This is a genomic window from Candidatus Hydrogenedentota bacterium, from assembly GCA_019637335.1.
In the GTDB taxonomy this organism is placed as follows: Bacteria; Hydrogenedentota; Hydrogenedentia; order Hydrogenedentales; family JAEUWI01; genus JAEUWI01.
The window spans coordinates 59,419-77,306 of the sequence record JAHBVV010000001.1; the positions used below are offsets into that span (position 1 = coordinate 59,419).

At 65.0% G+C, this 17,888-nt stretch carries 9 protein-coding genes; 7 read left to right on the forward strand and 2 right to left on the reverse strand.

The annotated features are described in order from the left end of the window. Positions 1-30: 30 nt before the first annotated feature. Both KF886_00230 and KF886_00235 read right to left on the reverse strand, forming a co-directional pair. Positions 31-1,389 (reverse strand): amino acid permease, encoded by a 1,359-nt coding sequence (locus tag KF886_00230; GenBank protein MBX3175762.1) that lies wholly within the window; start codon positions 1,387-1,389, stop codon positions 31-33. Positions 1,390-1,392: 3 nt separating this feature from the next. After that, on the reverse strand, positions 1,393-2,094 hold the full coding sequence (locus tag KF886_00235) for a methyltransferase domain-containing protein (GenBank protein MBX3175763.1): 702 nt from the start codon (positions 2,092-2,094) through the stop codon (positions 1,393-1,395). An 807-nt stretch (positions 2,095-2,901) separates the two neighbouring features. Between KF886_00235 and KF886_00240 the strand changes: the two genes are divergently transcribed. The 7 genes from KF886_00240 (at position 2,902) to rpoB (ending at position 17,841) form a co-directional block, all read left to right on the forward strand. Then, on the forward strand, positions 2,902-3,291 hold the full coding sequence (locus KF886_00240) for a hypothetical protein (GenBank protein ID MBX3175764.1): 390 nt from the start codon (positions 2,902-2,904) through the stop codon (positions 3,289-3,291). A gap of 42 nt (positions 3,292-3,333) precedes the next feature. Beyond that, the gene (locus KF886_00245; protein ID MBX3175765.1) at positions 3,334-5,532 is read left to right on the forward strand and encodes an efflux RND transporter periplasmic adaptor subunit; all 2,199 of its coding nucleotides are present in this window, start codon (positions 3,334-3,336) and stop codon (positions 5,530-5,532) included. After that, positions 5,525-9,499 carry an efflux RND transporter permease subunit gene (locus KF886_00250; GenBank protein MBX3175766.1) on the forward strand — a complete coding sequence of 1,325 codons (3,975 nt, stop codon included), beginning with the start codon at positions 5,525-5,527 and terminating at the stop codon, positions 9,497-9,499. Before KF886_00245 ends, KF886_00250 begins: the two co-directional genes overlap by 8 nt. After that, a complete protein-coding gene (locus KF886_00255; GenBank protein MBX3175767.1) occupies positions 9,496-10,908 on the forward strand; it encodes a TolC family protein in 1,413 nt (470 codons plus the stop codon). Before KF886_00250 ends, KF886_00255 begins: the two co-directional genes overlap by 4 nt. 1,041 nt (positions 10,909-11,949) lie before the next feature. Then, complete coding sequence (proS, locus tag KF886_00260; GenBank protein ID MBX3175768.1) at positions 11,950-13,377, forward strand: proline--tRNA ligase; 1,428 nt, start codon at positions 11,950-11,952, stop codon at positions 13,375-13,377. A 125-nt stretch (positions 13,378-13,502) separates the two neighbouring features. After that, a complete protein-coding gene (rpsU, locus tag KF886_00265) occupies positions 13,503-13,688 on the forward strand; it encodes a 30S ribosomal protein S21 (protein MBX3175769.1) in 186 nt (61 codons plus the stop codon). A 292-nt stretch (positions 13,689-13,980) separates the two neighbouring features. Next, entirely contained in the window at positions 13,981-17,841 is a 3,861-nt protein-coding gene (rpoB, locus tag KF886_00270; GenBank protein MBX3175770.1) for a DNA-directed RNA polymerase subunit beta, read from the forward strand. Positions 17,842-17,888 lie beyond the last annotated feature (47 nt).

Genomic DNA, 17,888 nt, shown 5'->3' on the forward strand with positions numbered 1-17,888 from the left:
ACCGTTACCCGAGTCGCATGCGCCTCGGCGTCAGTGGCCCTGACGCCGGTTGACGGCCCGGAAGAGGAGCCCGCCCGCGAGCACGGTGGCCAGGGCGAGCAGGGATTCCACGGGCCTGCCGCGGAAGGCCCAGATCATGGTCCACAGGGAGACCGCGATGAAGAGCAGGGGCGTGTAGGGGTAGGCCCACACGCGGAACGGCCTGGGCATGTGCGGGGCCTTGATCCGCAGGGCGATCACGCAGGAGACCGCGATGGCCGAGAAGAGCGTGAGCGTAAAGCCGGCGTAGACGAGGATCTGGTCGACGCGGCCGGAGAGGATCACGATGGTGACGATCGCGCCTTGCAGGAGGAGGGCGGTCCAGGGGGAGCCGTTGGGCGAGGTGTGGGCGAGCCCGTGCAGGGGGCGCATGTCCTGGCCGAAGGCGAAGAGCACGCGGGAGCCCGCGACGGTCATGGCGGACGCGGAGGCGAGGATCGACACGCCAAGTATCAGGGTGACGGCGGTCACCCCGGCGGGGCCGAAGAGCTGCTCCGCCGCGAGCGTCCCCACGTTGAGTTGTCCGCTGAGTCCGTCCACCCCGGCGCCATAGAAATAGACGGCGTTCAGGCCCAGGTAGAGGGCGGTCACGATGGCGGTGCCGGCGAGGAGCGATTTCGGCAGGGTCGATTGCGGGTCTTTCATCTCGCTGGCGACGTAGGCCGAGCCGTTCCAGCCGAGGTAGCAGAAGGTAACGAAGATGAGCGAGGTCGCCATGGCGGAGGCGAGGTCCGCGGGCGACTTTTCGCGGTAACCGGCGGCCACCTCGACGATGTTCGCGGCCCGCCCGTCTCCCCAGAGCGCGGCGGCGGCGATGATGGCCACGATGCCGAGGACCTTGAACACGGTCACGGCGTCGCTGAAGCGCATGCCCGACCGGGCGCCCCGGCAGTGCACCGCCACGAGGAACCACACGACGGCGATGGCGCAGAGGTCGACCAGTTCGACGCCGAGCAGGGATGGATTGTCGCGGAGCGGCGCCACGAGGTAGCCCATATAGGCTACGAGGCTCTTGGCGGCGGCGGCGATGGGCGCGGAGAAGCCGGCGGTCAGCGCGACGAAGGCGCTCACGAAAGCGAGGGCCTGCCCGTAGGACTCGCGGATGTAGACGTACTCCGCACCGGCGCGGGGCAGCATGGCGCCGAGCTCGGCGAAGCACAGGGCGCCGCAAAACGCCAGCACGCCCCCGATGACCCAGAGCGCGTAAATCAGGCCGGGATGGCCGAGGTCGGCGGCCTGGTAGCCCGTTGTGGTGAAGATGCCCGCGCCAATCATGTTGGCGACGACCAGCCCCGTGGCCGACTTCAGGGTGATGAAGCGGGTCAGTCCCGTGTCCGCCGGCGCCGGCATGGGCTATTCTTCCGCCGGCTTGGCCTCGGCGGGGCGCTTGACGAACTCGATCACGTACTGCTCCTTCATGCCGGTCGGTGTCTTTCGCACGAAATCGAAACCGGCCTCCTGCAACTCGTCGATGACGCCGCCCATGCCGTTGCGCACGTGATCGAGGGTCCAGTCGGTGCTGAGCCCCTTGATGCGGACGAAGTCCACGATGATTACCCGGCCGTCCGGCCGCAGCGCGTCATGCAGGGATTTCAACGTGTCGACGGGGTACTCGAAATGGTGGTAGGTGTCGCAGATAAAGGCGAGGTCGATGGAATTCTCGGGGAGGCGCGCCGAGCGTTCGTCGCAGACGACGCCCTCGATATTGGTCCGCCCGCTCTCCCGGCTGATCGTGTTGATATGGTCCACGAAGTTCTTCGCGATGTCCACGGCGTACACGCGCCCCTCGGGGCCGACGGCATCGGCAATCATCAGGGAGAAGAAGCCTGTGCCCGCGCCGATATCGCCCACGTCCATGCCGGGTTCCAACGCCAGGGCTTCGAGGATCTCGTGGCGGTGCGCGTAGACTTCGCGGCTTTCGCCTTCAAAACGCACGATGTATTCTTCGACATCCGGGTTCTCAAAGTTCTTGTTGATGCCCGGGGCGACGCTGGTCTCCTGGGCCAGGGCCGGGGCCAGGCCGACCAAGGCGAGGGCGAGGAAGATTCGCTTCATGCAAGTTTGCTCCTGGGGTTGGCGGCCCGGCGGGCCGCAGCTTCCTGAATTGCGCTACGGGCGCATCGTATGCTTTCCGAGGACCGGCTATCAATGCGGTGGCGGTGCGAATTGGTAACTCTTTAGCGGAATGAAGCACCCACCGCCTTTGGGGCGAATCTCGCTCAAGACGGGCGTGAACAGCAGGATCGCGGACATTCCTGTCCGCGGCGGGACGAGCCACCAGACCAAAAGCACCCTCCCCCCTTCACTCTTCGCTCATCTCCCTTCTCCACCCGGAACTCGTTCCCACGGTCCACCGTGGGAATGCATACCGTTCCGCTCAGCGGAACAATCCCCACACAAGAATCCGTAAACCCATTCCGCAAAAAGCAGGCTGAAAGTCCGCCGCAGGTGGAATAGGCATCCTTGCCTGACCCAATACGCGCTCCGTACGCGCAGCCAGCCTGAACTCCAACCACATCACCCAACGCCACAACAGAGGCGCAAACCAATGGGAGCGCGGGCAGCTTCGCCGCCGGGGACAGCCGGGACGGCTATCCTACATTTGCGCCTTGCGGCGCTGAACACAGGCGGGACGCCTGTGCCACTTTCTTTTCCCGGTTGTTTTGGCGGGGCGATCTGCTTCCGTCTGGTCTTGCGCTCCCTCCGCCGCAGACAAGAATGTCCGCGATCCCTTGCCGTGCTTCCTCGTATATCAACGGTCCGTTTGTGCTGTTTCCACACGTTTCTGCTTCAGGCGGCTAAAATCTTCCGCTACTTGCAAATTTCGGGGCGCCGTGCTACCATTGCGGTAACAAGGAGTGTATGGTGCTTCGCTTTTTCCACATAGGGTTTGCCCTGGCGCTGTCGCTGACGGCGCTGGCGGTGCGCCCGTGCCTGTGCTGCGAAATGCGGGCCGAGGCGGAACAGGCGGAGCCCACGGCGTGCCACGCGTGTCCGGAGGAGACCCCGGCGCGCGCACCGGAAAAGGGCCACGATTGCGACAGCGGAAGCGGTTGTTGCTCGCTCTCCGCCCGCCATGACGCGGTTTCTCCGCCGAATCATGCCCTTACCCACACGCTGACCCTCGAAAAGGTTCCGGCAATTGCCGCAATCGCCGATGCGCCTGTGCACAGCGCTTCCTTCCCCGTGGGCCTCACCCCCTCCCCCGCATCCCGAACGACTCTTCACCTGAACTGCGTCTATCGCTGCTGATCCGATCGCGTTCCCCGTTTCCCTTCCGAAGGGGCGCCCTGTATGCGCCCAGATCCTGGAACCGAGAGGCTCAACGCGATGCGCGACTTCCTCAAGTCCATCTTAACACGGACATCCTACCTTCTTGTTCTGACGTCCATTCTGGGCGCATTCGCCGCGGGATTCTACCTGCGCGGCGGGTCGGGCGGCGCGGAACACGCCCCCGATGCGGCGTATTCCGGTCCGGATGCGGCTGAACCGGCGGCCAGCGCTCCCACCACCTGGACGTGCTCCATGCACCCGCAGATCCGCCAGCCCAATCCCGGCAAGTGCCCCATCTGCGCGATGGATCTAATCCCCGCTGGGGATGATGACGGCGGGAACAGCGCGCCGCGCGTGCAGCGATTCAGCGCGGCGGCGGCGGCGATCATGCGCGTGGCGACTGTGCCGGCGTACCGCGCAACCCCGGAAGGCCAGCGGGTGCTGCTCGGGCGCGTTGAGGCCGACGAAACACGTCTGGCGACCATTGCGGCGTGGGTTCCCGGGCGCATCGAAAAGATGCACGTGGCTTTCACCGGCGAGGTGGTGAGCGCGGGCGAGGCGGTGGTGACGTTGTACAGCCCGGAACTGCTTTCGGCGCTGGCGGAGCTGCGCCTCGCGGAAGAAGCGCTATCCCGCGCGGAGGCCGGCGGACCGCTCCGGGGCGCCATGGAGGACAACGCCTCCGCGGCTCGGGCGAAGCTGCGCCGGCTGGGGCTCTCGGACGGGCAGATTGCCCCATTGATCCGGGAGGGCCGGGGCGACCGGATCGTTATCACCGCGCCCGCGGCCGGCACCGTGGTGGAGCGTCTGGGTCAGGAGGGCATGTACGTCGAAATGGGCGAGGCGATCTACCGGCTGGCGGACCTGTCCCGCGTGTGGGTGAACCTGGAGGCCTACGAGAGCGATCTCCCGTCGCTGGCCCTCGGATCCGAGGTCGAATTCACGGCGGAGGCGCTTCCCGGCGAGCGCTTCACCGGGACGGTGGAGTTTATTGACCCGGTTATCGATCCGCAACGCCGGATCGCGCGTGTGCGGCTATCGCTATCGAACCCGAATGGGTTGTTGCGTCCGGGGATGTTCGTGCGGGCGCAGGTGGGTGTCGGCCCGTCGTCCGCGGGGGAACAGGATGCGCCGGACGATGGGATGCTCATGATCCCGGCGACCGCGCCGCTGATTACCGGCAAGCGCGCGCTGGTGTACGTGATGGTGGAGGCGGGCGAGCGGCCGGCCTTCGAGAGCCGGGAGGTGGTGCTCGGTTCGCGCGCGGGAGACGCCTATCCGGTGTTGAGCGGCCTGAAGGAAGGCGAGCTCGTGGTGACGCATGGCAACTTCCAGATCGACAGCGCGGTGCAGATCCTGGCCAAGCCGAGCATGATGAATCCGGAAATCCTCGTGGAGCAGTGGGCCGGCCGGACGGTGGCCGCGCCCGAAGTGTTGAAACAGCAGCTTGAGAAGGCCGTTCTCGCCCATGCCGCGCTCGCGGACGCCGCCGCGCACCCCGAGATGCCCGGGCACGAGGGCGCGCTGGCCGCGTTTCTCGACGCGCTTTCGGGGGTATCCCACGACGACATGCCGGCGGACGCCCACGGATTCTGGAATGAAATGACCATGAAAATGGCCAACGACGCGACGGCGGCGCTGGAGTTGCCGGACGCGGACGCGCGGGCGGAGGCCCTCGACCTGCTGGCGGAACGCGTGGCAATGATCCAATCGGTGTTTGGACTGGCGGATGGACGCGCGGGCGGCCCGGCGCGCTCCGAAGCGCCGGCGCTGGCCCCCGTGTTCGAGGCGTACCTGTCGCTCCAGCAATCCCTGGCTGCCGACGACGGCGCGGAAGGCGCGGCGCGGGCGAACGCCCTCCTTGAGGCGGCGCGGGCGGCTTCGGGCGACGGGCTTCCGGACGCGTGGGAGGGCCACCGGGAAACGCTCGTCGACGCCATCGGCGCGATCGGGTCCGACGCCACCCTGGAATCGATCCGGGAAGCCTTTGCCGGAATCTCCAACGCCATGATCGCGATTGCGCACGACGTGGGGCTCCCGCCCGCGGATTCGCTGTATATCGCGCATTGCCCCATGGCCGAATCGGACGAGGGCGCGGACTGGATCCAGCGCGAGAAGGATATTCTCAATCCCTACTACGGATCGGACATGTTGACCTGCGGTTATGTGACCGAAACGCTGGTTGATCCGGCGGCTGGCGGGGAGCACGACCATGAGTGACCCCACGCGCCCCGATACGCCCGCGCCGCGCGAGGCCGAGCCGGAACGCCGGAACCTGGTGGATCACGTCGCCTGGTTCTGCATCAACAACCGGTTCGTGGTCGCCGTGGTCACGGTGTTCATCTTTTTCTGGGGGCTGGCCGTCGTGCCCTTTGACTGGCCGCTCGACTGGCTCCCGCGCAACCCGGTTCCGGTGGACGCCATTCCGGATATCGGGGAGAACCAGCAGATCGTATTCACGGAGTGGCCCGGCCGATCCCCGCAGGACGTGGAGGATCAGGTCAGCTATCCGCTGACCGTGGCGCTGCTGGGCGTGCCGGGCGTGAAAACGGTGCGCAGCTTCTCCATGTTTGGTTTCTCCAGCATCTACATCATTTTTGACGAAGGCATCGAGTTTTACTGGTCGCGCAGCCGCATACTGGAGAAGCTGAACAGCCTGGCGTCCGGCACGCTGCCGGAGGGGGTGCAACCCGCGCTGGGTCCGGACGCCACCGGGCTGGGCCAGATCTTCTGGTACACGCTGGAGGGCCGGGATCCCGAGGGAAACCCGGCGGGCGGCTGGAACCAGCAGGAGCTGCGGTCCGTTCAGGACTGGATCGTGCGCTACGCGCTGCTTGCGGCGGAGGGCGTGAGCGAGGCGGCGTCCATCGGGGGCTACGTCCAGGAGTACCAGATCGACGTGGACCCCGACGCGATGCGCGCGCACGGGGTCATGCTGGAAGACATCTTCATGGCGGTGCAGCGCTCCAATATCGATGTGGGCGCGCGCGAGCTCGAAGTCAACCAGGTGGAATACCTGATCCGGGGCCGGGGCTTCCTGGAATCCGTGTCGGATATCGAGGAGACGGTGGTCAGGCAGACCGGAAACGTGCCGCTGCGGGTGCGGGACGTGGCGCATGTCAGCACGGGGCCCGCGATGCGGCGCGGCGCGCTCGACAAGGATGGCGCGGAGGCCGTGGGGGGCGTGGTGGTGGCGCGGTACGGGGCCAACCCGCTTCAGGTCATCAAGAACGTGAAGGCGAAAATCGACGAAATCGCCGGGGGGCTGCCCGAGAAGCCGCTGATCGATTTCTCGACGGCGCCGCGGGAGACGGTGGCGGCCTTCGCGGCGTCGGAGGGCTTTGCGGGGTTCGACGGCGCGCTGGTGAACGACGAGGCGTGGCTCGATTGGATGCGCGCTACGGGCCGCGGCGCCTGGCCGGCGTGGCTGACGCTGAGCAAGGTGACGGTTGTCCCCTTCTACGATCGCACGGGCCTGATCTACGAGACGCTGGGCACGCTCAACAGCGCGCTGGTGCTGCAAATCCTGGTGACGATCATCGTGGTGATCGTGATGGTCAGGCATTTGCGCAGTTCGTTGCTCATTGCGTCCGTCCTGCCCCTGGCCGTGTTGCTCACCTTCATGGCGATGAAGCAGTTCGGGGTGGATGCGAATATTGTCGCGCTGTCCGGGATCGCGATTGCCATCGGGACGATGGTGGACATGGGCGTCATCCTCTGCGAGAACATGCTCAAGCACCTGGAGGGCGCGAAACCCGGCGAGAACCGCCTCCACATCATCTACCGCGCCACCAGCGAGGTGGGCAGCGCGGTGGTGACCGCGGTATCCACCACGGTGGTGAGCTTTCTGCCGGTCTTCACGATGATCGGCGCGGAGGGCAAACTGTTTCAGCCGCTGGCGTTCACCAAGACCTTCGCGCTCGCGGCGTCGGTACTGGTCGCGTTGACGATCATTCCCACGCTGGGCTACGTGATCATCGGCAAGCGGATTGGCGTCCGGTCGCTGCGCTTGGCTGCCGATGTGCTGATCGTGATCGCCGGCGCGATTACCTGGATGGCCGGCGTGCCCTGGGCGGGGCCGGTCGCCGTGGCGCTGGGGCTACTCCTGCTTGCGGGCGAGTTCGCGCCGCCGCTGGCGTACCGCGCCGGTTCGTGGTGCGTGAACCTGCTGGCCGCCTTCGCGGTCGGCTGGTTGCTCACCGCCGCGTGGATGCCGTTGGGCGCGGACCACACGCTGCTGGAGAACGGCCTGTTCGTGCTTGGCGCCGTGGGCGGCCTGCTGGTCACCGTGCTGATCTTCCAGCGGATCTATGTTCCGCTGCTGCGCTTCTTCCTGGCCCACAAAATTACCTATCTCGTCCTGCCCGCGACGATCATTCTGCTTGGGCTCAGCGCGTGGCTGGGCGCGGGGCGCACGCTCGCCTTCCTGCCGGAGTCCTGGAAGCAGGGGCCGGTCTACGAGAAGGTCTACCACGCGTTTCCCGGGCTTGGGAAGGAGTTCATGCCGAGCCTGGATGAGGGTTCCTTCCTCTACATGCCGACCACCATGCCGCACGCGGGCATTTCGGCGGCGCTGGACATGATTTCGTACCAGGACCAGGCGATCGCCGCCATCCCGGAAGTGGAGAACGTGGTGGGGAAGATCGGGCGCGTGGAAAGCGCGCTGGACCCCGCGCCGATCGGCATGGTGGAGACGGTGATTAACTACAAGCCGGAGTACGCGCTCGACAGGAACGGATCCCGCGTACGCTACCGTTACGACGCCGAGACGGAGGCCTTCGAGCGGGATGAGCACGGGGCCCTTATCGAGGATCCGCGCGGCCGTCCGTACCGGCAGTGGCGCGCCCACATTAAGTCGCCCGACGACATCTGGAAGGAGATCGTGGACGCCGCGCAGTATCCCGGCGCCACGAGCGCGCCCATGCTCCAGCCGATCGCGGCGCGGCTGGTGATGTTGCAGAGCGGCATGCGCGCGCCCATGGGCGTGAAAGTGAAGGGGCCCGACCTGGAGACGATCGAGCGGGTCGGCCTGGAGATCGAGGCGCTGCTCAAGGAGGTTCCGGGCGTCGCGCCGGCCACGGTCATCGCGGATCGCATCGTGGGCAAGCCCTACCTGGAAATCGATGTGGACCGCGAGGCCACCGCGCGCTACGGGTTGGATGTGCGCGGCGTGCAGGACATGATCGAGATGGCCATTGGCGGCGAGCGGCTGACGACGACGGTGGAAGGCCGCGAGCGCTATCCGGTGCGCGTGCGCTACCAGCGCGAACTGCGCGATTCCATCGAGGCCATCGACGTGCTGCCGGTATCGCTGCCAAATGGCGAGCATATTCCGCTGTCGCAGGTCGCCAGCATCCGCTACGTGCGCGGGCCGGAAACCATCAAGAGCGAGGATACCTTCCTGCTGGGCTATGTGTTGCTCGACAAGGAGCCGGGATACGCCGAGGTGGATGTGGTCGAGAACGCGCAGGCGTTGCTGCGCGAGCGCCTGGCGTCCGGCGCGTGGCGGTTGCCGCCGGGCGTGAGCTATACCTTCGCGGGGTCCTACGAAAACCAGCTCCGCGCCCAGAAGACGCTGTCCTTCGTGCTGCCGCTGTCCCTGTTTGTGATCTTTCTGATCCTGTATCTCCAGTTTCGCGACACCGTGGTGACGGGACTCATATTCAGCGGGATCGCGGTCTGCTGGGCGGGCGGATTCATCCTGATGTGGCTCTACGGCCAGCCGTGGTTCCTCGATTTCGAGGTGGCCGGGGTGCACATGCGCACGCTGTTTCAGATCAATCCCGTCAACCTCAGCGTGGCGGTTTGGGTCGGCTTCCTGGCGCTGTTTGGCATCGCCACGGACGACGGCGTCATGATCGCCACCTACGTCAAGCAGCACCTGGCGGAGGCCGCCCCGAAAAGCGTTGCGGAAATCCGCGAAGCGGTTGTGCGGGCCGGCGAGCGCCGCATCCGGGCGTGCCTGATGACCACCGCGACCACCGTGCTGGCGCTGCTTCCCGTGCTGACGTCAACCGGCCGTGGCTCGGACATCATGGTGCCCATGGCCATTCCCTCCTTCGGCGGAATGGCGCTGGAACTATTCACCCTCTTCCTCGTGCCCGTGTTGTATTGCTGGGTCGAGGAAGCGCGGTTTCACGGGCGGCGCGCGGCGGCGCGCCTGGCCGGGAAAGGAGACGAGCCATGAACTTCGCCGTCTTAATGTTGGCGGCCATCGCGGGGTTGTCCGCGACGGCGGCCCCGGAAATGGCGGCGCCCGAAGCGGCCCCGCCCCTCGACCGCGCGCACCGCGCCGACAACACCGAACTCGCCGGCTATATCGAGGAGGCGGTGGCGCGGAACCCGGAATTGCAGGCGCTGCACGCGCGCTGGCTTGCGGCGCTGCAACGCGTCCCGCAGGCGCGCAGCCTGGACGATCCCATGTTCCGCTTCAGCTACTTTGTGAAGAGCCCGGGCAAGGACTTTCAGCTGGTTCTCGGACAGACCTTTCCCTGGTTTGGCACGCTGCGCGCCCGGGCGGATGAAGCGGCGCACGAGGCGGAGGCGGCCTTTGCGCGCATGCTGGTTGCGCGCAACCGGATTGTGCTGGACACGAAGCTCGCCTACTACGAGCTCGCGGCGCTGGACGCGACCGAGTCCATCCTGGAGGCGGAGAGCGCGTTGCGCGGCGAACTGGAGAAACTGGCGCGCGAACGCTACGCGCTGGGCATGGAGATGCAGGACGACGTCCTCCGCCTGGAGAACGAGCGCGAGAGCCAGTACGATCAGTTACTTTCGCTACGGGAGCGGCGCCCATCGGTGGCCGCGGCGCTCAACGAGGCGGCGGGCCGTGATCTGCTGGCCGAGGTGGCGCCGCCATCCGAAATCGAGGCGCCGCCCGCGCCGCCGGAAGCGCCGGATATCGCCGCGCTGATCCAGCGGATGCACCCGGAACTGCGCGAACTCGAAGCCCTGGCCGACGCCGCGGCGGCCGGTGTAGTCGTGGCGCGGAAAATGGGATATCCCGAGATCGCGCTGGAGACCATGTACGAGTTCGGCAGGAACCCGGGCAGCGCGGGCATGGATCCGCTCGCCCCGGGCCGGATCGGGACCTACCGCCGCCTGGCGGAGACCGCGCTGGGCCGGACGCCCTTTAATCCGGCCGACACCGCGATGGATCTCTATGATCTCGGCTATCGCGAATCGATGAAGGCCGAGGACGAGTGGTCGATCACCCTGGGCCTGAGCCTGCCCATCTGGCGCAAGAAGGTGCGCGCCGGCGTGGCGGAGGCGGAGCAGGAGGTGCGCGCCATTGAGTTCGAACAGGCGGCAGTACGGCGGCGGCTGGAGCGCGAAGTGCACGGCGCGCTCTTCCGTATGCGCGACGCGGAGCGGCAGTACCGGCTAGTGCGGGAGCGCCTGCACCCCACGGCCGCGCGGACCACGGCCATCGTGCGCGAGCGCTACGCCTCGGGAGACCTGGACACCGTGCTCGCCGAAGTGCTGATGGCCACCGGCGACGAGTTTGCTATAGACAGGATGGGCGTCGAATTGCTGCGCGCGTGGCGATCCGCGTCGGCGGAAGTCGAGTTCCTGCTCGGCGGTCCCTGGGAGTAGACGGCGGATGCGCGGAAGAAGCAAGACGGTGGCTGCAACCAACAGTAGTGAACCGCGAATGGACGCGAATGAACGCGAATAGTAATTGTGGTAACACTTTAGCCGTTTGAAGTAGGGCGTTCGCCGATTCGAGATTCCTTACCTACACTGGATGTATTCGTCATTCCCGCGAAGGCGGGAATCCAGAGGGTTTGCGAGGTTAACGTTGCATGGTCTCTGGATCCCCACTTTCGTGGGGATGACGGTTTAACTGGTGCGGACGCCTCAAGAGCTACACGTTAGTGCGGAGGTCCTACAGCGTCATTCCCGCGAAAGCGGGAATCCAGTGGAGTTCGGAGGTTTGTGCGATCGCGTTGCTGGATCCCCGCGTTCGCGGGGATGACGGATCTGGTCGTTCCTTCCATAGTGTAGAGTGAGTTAAGTATATCGACAGGCCATCATACACGAATGACGAATACATCCCGTGTAAATGGGGCGTCTCGTATCGGCGAACGCCCTACTTCAGACGGCTAAAGAATTACCGCGAATAGAACAGACGCCCGCAAAGATTCGCGGCGGTACAGCCACGTCGTGGCGGTATATTGCAGCGTTGCGTGGTCGCGCGCGCTTTCCTCCCCGCGGGGTGGGTTCCCCGGAATAGCCGCCCCGGGGGCCGTGCGGGATTCCGCCCAGACGCAATGAGGTCCGATCCCCCAGGGCAATCGCATTTAGACTCGCTTTCGGTATATGGGCGTAAACTTGAGTCGATTTGGAACCTTGAATCAACGATCGTGAGCGTTTTGGAGCGCCGGCATCTGTGCCGGCAAGGTCCGGGATTCGCCGCAGGCGAAATGCCAGCGCTCCAATATGCGCCCTTTTTAACATTGAAGGTGGTTCATGTGGCGCTCGGCTCGAGTTGGAAGATTAAATGCAATTGCCCTGTCCGATCCCCGTCTGGCGGCGTTTTGGCGGCTTGTGGTATGATTGCGGGCTGGCGCGCGGCGTATGGGCCCCGCCCCTCCTTTTCCACACACGAACCAGAAACGCTACAGGAACGCACCCATGGCCAAGGGCATCACCCCGCGCGCGGAAGACTACGCGCAGTGGTATATCGACGTTGTACGCAAGGCGGAGATGGCGGATCATTCCCCCGTGAAGGGGTGCATGGTCATCAAGCCGACGGGCTACGGGATCTGGGAGAAGATCCAGCAGCGGCTGGACCGGATGTTCAAGGAGACGGGCCACGTCAACGCGTATTTCCCGATGCTGATCCCGGAGAGCTTCCTGAAGAAGGAGGCGGAGCACGTGGAGGGCTTCGCGCCGGAGTGCGCCGTGGTGACGCATGGCGGCGGGAAGAAGCTGGAAGAGCCGCTGGTCATCCGGCCGACTTCGGAGACGATTATCTGGGACTCCTACCGGACGTGGATCAACTCCTACCGGGATCTTCCCATCCTTATCAACCAGTGGGCCAATGTGTGCCGCTGGGAAATGCGGACGCGGCTGTTCCTCCGGACGACGGAGTTCCTCTGGCAGGAAGGGCACACGGCGCACGCCACCCACGAGGAGGCCGAGGAAGAGACCTACAAGATGGTGCAAATCTACCGGGAGTTTGCCGAGGAATACCTGGCGATGCCGGTGCTGGTGGGGAAGAAGACGGAGAAGGAGAAGTTCGCCGGGGCGCTGCACACCTACTGCATCGAGGGCCTCATGCAGGACGGGAAGGCGCTTCAGGCGGGCACATCGCACCACTTGGGACAGAATTTCGCGAAGGCCTTCGACGTGAAGTTCCAGGACAAGGACAAGGAACTGAAGTATGTGTACGCCACGAGCTGGGGCGTGAGCACGCGGCTGATCGGGGCGATGATCATGACGCACAGCGACGACAATGGCCTGGTCATTCCGCCGCGGCTGGCTCCGCTGCCGGTGGTCATTGTGCCGATCTACCGGACCGACGAGGAGCAGGCGCTGGTGCTGGAGCAGGCGCGGGCCATGACGGAGGGCTGGGACCCGCTGTTTTACCGGATCGATGATCGCGATCACTACAAGCCGGGCTTCAAGTTTGCGGAGTGGGAGCTCAAGGGCGTACCGCTCCGCATCGAAATCGGCCCGCGCGACGTGGCCAGCGGCAACGTGGTGGCGGCGCGGCGCGACACCGGCGAGAAGGTGACGCTGCCGATGGCGGGCCTGCGCGAGAAGCTGGAGGGGCTGCTGGAGGATATCCAGGCGAGCCTGTTTACTCGGGCGCGGGAACGGACCGCCGCAAACACCCATACCGTGGACAGTTACGACGAGTACCAGGCGCGGATCAAGGAGGGCGGTTTCTTCCGGGTATTCCTCGATCACGAGAATCCGGAGGTGGAGAACCGCCTGCAGGAGGACACGAAGTCCACCATTCGCTGCATCCCCTTCGACGCGGAGCGGGAAGAGGGCGAGTGCATGATTACGGGCAAGCCCTGCCACTACCGGGTGGTGGCCGCTCAATCGTATTGACATGGGGCGCGCTTTATTGGTACACTGACAGACCGTGCGGAAACCACGGTTAGCCGAAACACAACCCATCGCCGGCCCTCCCCGGGCTCGCGCGAAATCCAATTGCGAGGGGAGGTTGAAAATTCGTGACGAAAGTTCGCGTTAAGTCCGACGAACCATTCGAAAAGGCGTTGCGCCGCTTCAAGAAGAAGTGCAACAAAGAGGGCCTGATGCAGCGCATCAAGGAAATCAAGCACTTCGAGAAGCCGAGTGAACGCCGCCGCCGCCGCCTCGCCAAGGCCATGGCCCGCGCCGTAATGGAACAGAAATAAATCCCCTGACGTTATTCTGGATGACGTATGTGACAGGGCTGGATCGCCAGCCCTGTTTTTTTGTGTCCCCCGGTCCGGGCCGAAACAGGGCCCTGGACGCCTGCTTTCGCGCGCGCATTTCTTGCCCCTTCGCGCCGATTTGACAGACGAATTTCTTTTTTGCTAGTCTGTATTGCTACATTCCACCAAGGGATAGATCTGTCTTTCGCCTCTGGATCGCGCGGGGTTGGCCTCGGCCCCGACCGGCTCTAACGCGTTGACAGTATAAACCTTACAGAAAAGGAGTTTCTGCATGGCCGTAGCTCCCCGCACCGAGCGACCCTCGCTGGGCACCATCCCAGACGTCTACGAGCTTCCCGATCTGATTGAAATCCAGACCAAGTCCTATTCGGATTTTCTTCAGTGGGACGTTCCGCCGGACGAACGCCTTTCCCAGGGCCTGCAGGAAGTTTTCCTGGATGTCTTTCCGATCGAGGCGCCCAATAAACTGACGCGCCTCGAATTCGTGCACTATTCTTTTGCGCCTCCGAAGTATACCATAGCGGAGTGCCAGGAGCGGGGGATGACCTACGCGGCGTCCCTCAAGGCGCTGCTGCGCCTGGTGCGCTATGAAGAGGTGGGGTCCGGCGCGAACCGGGAGCTGCGCGAGAAGCTGATGCTGGAGCAGGAGGTGTTTCTGGGCGAACTGCCCATTATGACGCCGACGGGCACGTTCATCATCAATGGCGCCGAGCGCGTGATTGTGAGCCAGCTCCACAAGTCGCCCGGCGTGTCCTTCGAGCGGAAGATCCACCAGAACGGCAAGCCGCTGCTTTCCGCGCGCATCATCCCCTACCGCGGGGCGTGGCTGGAGTTCGAATACGACATCAGCGACTACCTGTGGCTGACGATTGACCGGCGTTCGAAGCTGCCGGCCACGACCTTCCTGAAGGCCTTCGGCTATATCGAGGCCCAGGAGATTCTGCAGCTGTTCTACCGCTTCGAGACGATGACCTTCGGACGGACCAAGGTGAAGCTGGGTTCGGAATCGCTGGAGCCCGAAGAAGCGGTGGGCCTGTGGGTCGCCGCGGACGTGATCGACCCGGAGACGGGCGAGATTATGGCCGACGCGGCGACCGAGCTGACCCTGACCACGATCGAGCGCGTGATGGCGTCGCAAGTCCAGGAGATCCAGGTCCTGAACAAGGACGACGTGGCGCGCGACGCGACCATCGTGCATACGCTTTCCCAGGACAAGACGCAGACGCAGGAAGACGCGCTCCGCGACGTGTACGCGCGCATCCGCCCGGGCGATCCGGCCACGGACGCGACCTGCCGCACCTTCTTTCAGCGGCTGTTTTTCGATCCCAGCCGCTACGACTTCGCGCCGGTTGGCCGCTACAAGATCAACCGGAAGCTGGGCCTCCAGATCGAGCAGGACATCAAGATCCTGACCAAGGAAGACGTCGTCGCGACGCTGCAGTATCTGGTGAAGCTGCGCTCGGGCGAGGGCGTGCTCGACGACATCGACCACCTCGGCAACCGCCGCGTGCGCGCCGTGGGCGAGCTGCTGTCGAACCAGGTCCGCATCGGTCTGGTTCGCATGGAGCGGACCGTGCGCGAGCGGATGAACTTCCAGGAGGAAGATCAGCTCTCGCCGCAGACGCTGGTGAACCCCAAGCCGGTCAGCGCCGTCATCAAGGATTTCTTCGGCCGCAGCCAGCTTTCGCACTTCATGGACCAGATCAACCCGCTTGCCGAGTTGACGCACAAGCGCCGCCTGAGCGCCCTGGGGCCGGGCGGCCTGAGCCGCGAGCGCGCGGGCTTCGAGGTGCGCGACGTGCACCCGACGCACTACGGCCGCATTTGCCCGATCGAAACGCCCGAAGGCCCGAACATCGGCCTGATGGCGTCGCTTTCGACGTACTCGCGCATCAACCAGTACGGTTTCCTGGAGACGCCCTACCGAAAGGTGGACAGCGGCAAGGTCCTCGAGGACGTGGAGATGCTCTCCGCCTACGACGAGGACAACTACGTTATCGCGCAGGCGAACGCGCCGCTGGACAAGCGCAGCAAGTTCGTCAACCGCCAGGTGCTCTGCCGTCACCGGGGCGACTTCCCCCAGGCCGCGCCCGAGGGCGTGGACTACATGGACATTTCCACGAAGCAGCTCGTGAGCGTGGCGGCGGCCCTGATCCCGTTCCTGGAGCACGACGACGCGAACCGCGCGCTGATGGGTTCGAACATGCAGCGCCAGGCCGTGCCCCTGCTCAAGACCGATTCCCCGCTGGTGGGCACGGGCCTGGAGCACGTGACCGCGCGCAACTCGGGCACCGTGGTGCGCGCCGAGCGCGACGGCACGGTGGAGTACGCGGACAGCGAAGTGATCCGCATCCGCAGCAAGAAGTCGAAGAACGACAACCCCTTCCGCTCGGAAGAGGACGTGTATGTGCTGAAGAAGTACGTGCGCTCCAACCAGAACACGTGCATCACGCAGCGCCCGATCGTCTATAAGGGCGACAAGGTGCATGCGGGCGACATCATCGCGGACGGTCCGGCGACGGACAACGGCGAGCTCGCGCTTGGCCGCAACGTGCTGGTGGCGTTCCTGCCGTGGGAGGGCTACAACTTCGAGGACGCCATCATCCTGAGCGAGGAACTGGTGAAGGAAGACGTGTTCACGTCGATCCACATCCAGGTGTACGAGCTTGAGGCGCGTGACACGAAGCTGGGCCCCGAGGAAATCACGCGGGACATTCCGAACGTCAGCGAGGAGGCCCTGAAGAACCTCGACGAGAGCGGCATTGTCTGCATCGGATCGAAGGTGGGCCCGGGCGACATTCTGGTGGGCAAGGTCACGCCGAAGGGCGAGACCGAACTCGCGCCGGAAGAAAAGCTGCTCCGCGCCATCTTCGGCGAGAAGGCCGAGGATGTGCGGGACGCCTCCCTCACGATGCCGCCGGGATCCAGCGGCGTTGTGGTGGATGTAAAGGTCTGCAGCCGCAAGGACAAGGCGGCGGACGCGCAGTCGAAAAAGACGCTGCTGGCCGACGTGGCCAAGGTGAAGCGGCAGTACGACGAGCGGATCCAGGAAATCCGGACCACCTTCGTGGAGATGGTGCGCGATGACCTGGTGGGCCTGAAGATCCTCGAGGACGTGTACGACCACAAGACCGAGGAGCTGGTGCTGGAGAAGGGCAAGCGCATCCGCGTGGCGCACCTGGACAAGGGCGACTACAGCGTGCTGGCGCGCCTGCGCATTGAAGACAAAAAGACCCAGCAGCAGCTTACGCGGCTGGTGAACATGGCGGCGATGGAGGAGGCCAAGCTCATCGCCTTCCGCGACAGCCAGATCGAGCGGATGCGCAAGGGCGACGAACTGCCCCCGGGCGTCATCAAGCTGGTGAAGGTGTTCGTCGCGAAGAAGCGCCGCATGTCGGTGGGCGACAAGATGGCCGGCCGCCACGGGAACAAGGGCGTGATTGCCAAGATCGTTCCGGTGGAGGACATGCCCTTCCTGCCGGACGGCACGCCGATCCAGATCCTGCTGAACCCGCTGGGCGTGCCCTCGCGCATGAACGTGGGGCAGCTGCTGGAAACGCACCTGGGCTGGGCCGCGAAGGCGCTCGGCCTCAAGGTCGCCACCCCCGTGTTCAACGGGGCCTCGGAGGAGAAAATCCGCGAGATGCTCCGCGAGGCGGGCCTGCCGGAAACCGGCAAGATCCGGCTGCGCGACGGGCGCTCGGGCCTCGAGCTGCACCAGGACACCTGCGTGGGCCAGATTTACATGTTGAAGCTGAACCACCTGGTGGACGACAAGATCCACGCGCGCGCCATCGGGCCGTACTCGCTGGTGACGCAGCAGCCGCTGGGCGGCAAGGCGCAGTTCGGCGGCCAGCGTTTCGGTGAAATGGAAGTGTGGGCGCTCCAGGCCTATGGCGCCGCCTACACGCTTCAGGAACTGCTGACCTTCAAGTCCGACGACATCCAGGGCCGCACGAAGGCGTACGAGGCCATCGTGAAGGGCGAGCGCGAAGTGGATCCGGGGACGCCGGAGTCCTTCAACGTGCTTGTGCGCGAGATCCAGAGCCTGTGCCTTGATGTGATCAAGCTGGTGAAGGTGGACGGCACGGCGGAAATCGAAGAAGAAGACGAAGAAACGCTGGAGGACTAAGTCTTGGCCAAGTATATACCTACGACTGGTGAGCGGTTTGACGCGCT

Excerpts from the sequence above, each read along its gene's own strand:
- KF886_00230 (MBX3175762.1), bottom strand. The coding sequence starts at position 1,389 with ATGCCGGCGCCGGCGGACACGGGACTGACCCGCTTCATCACCCTGAAG.
- KF886_00235 (MBX3175763.1), bottom strand. The coding sequence starts at position 2,094 with ATGAAGCGAATCTTCCTCGCCCTCGCCTTGGTCGGCCTGGCCCCGGCC.
- KF886_00240 (MBX3175764.1), top strand. The coding sequence starts at position 2,902 with ATGGTGCTTCGCTTTTTCCACATAGGGTTTGCCCTGGCGCTGTCGCTG.
- KF886_00245 (MBX3175765.1), top strand. The coding sequence starts at position 3,334 with ATGCGCCCAGATCCTGGAACCGAGAGGCTCAACGCGATGCGCGACTTC.
- KF886_00250 (MBX3175766.1), top strand. The coding sequence starts at position 5,525 with ATGAGTGACCCCACGCGCCCCGATACGCCCGCGCCGCGCGAGGCCGAG.
- KF886_00255 (MBX3175767.1), top strand. The coding sequence starts at position 9,496 with ATGAACTTCGCCGTCTTAATGTTGGCGGCCATCGCGGGGTTGTCCGCG.
- proS (MBX3175768.1), top strand. The coding sequence starts at position 11,950 with ATGGCCAAGGGCATCACCCCGCGCGCGGAAGACTACGCGCAGTGGTAT.
- rpoB (MBX3175770.1), top strand. The coding sequence starts at position 13,981 with ATGGCCGTAGCTCCCCGCACCGAGCGACCCTCGCTGGGCACCATCCCA.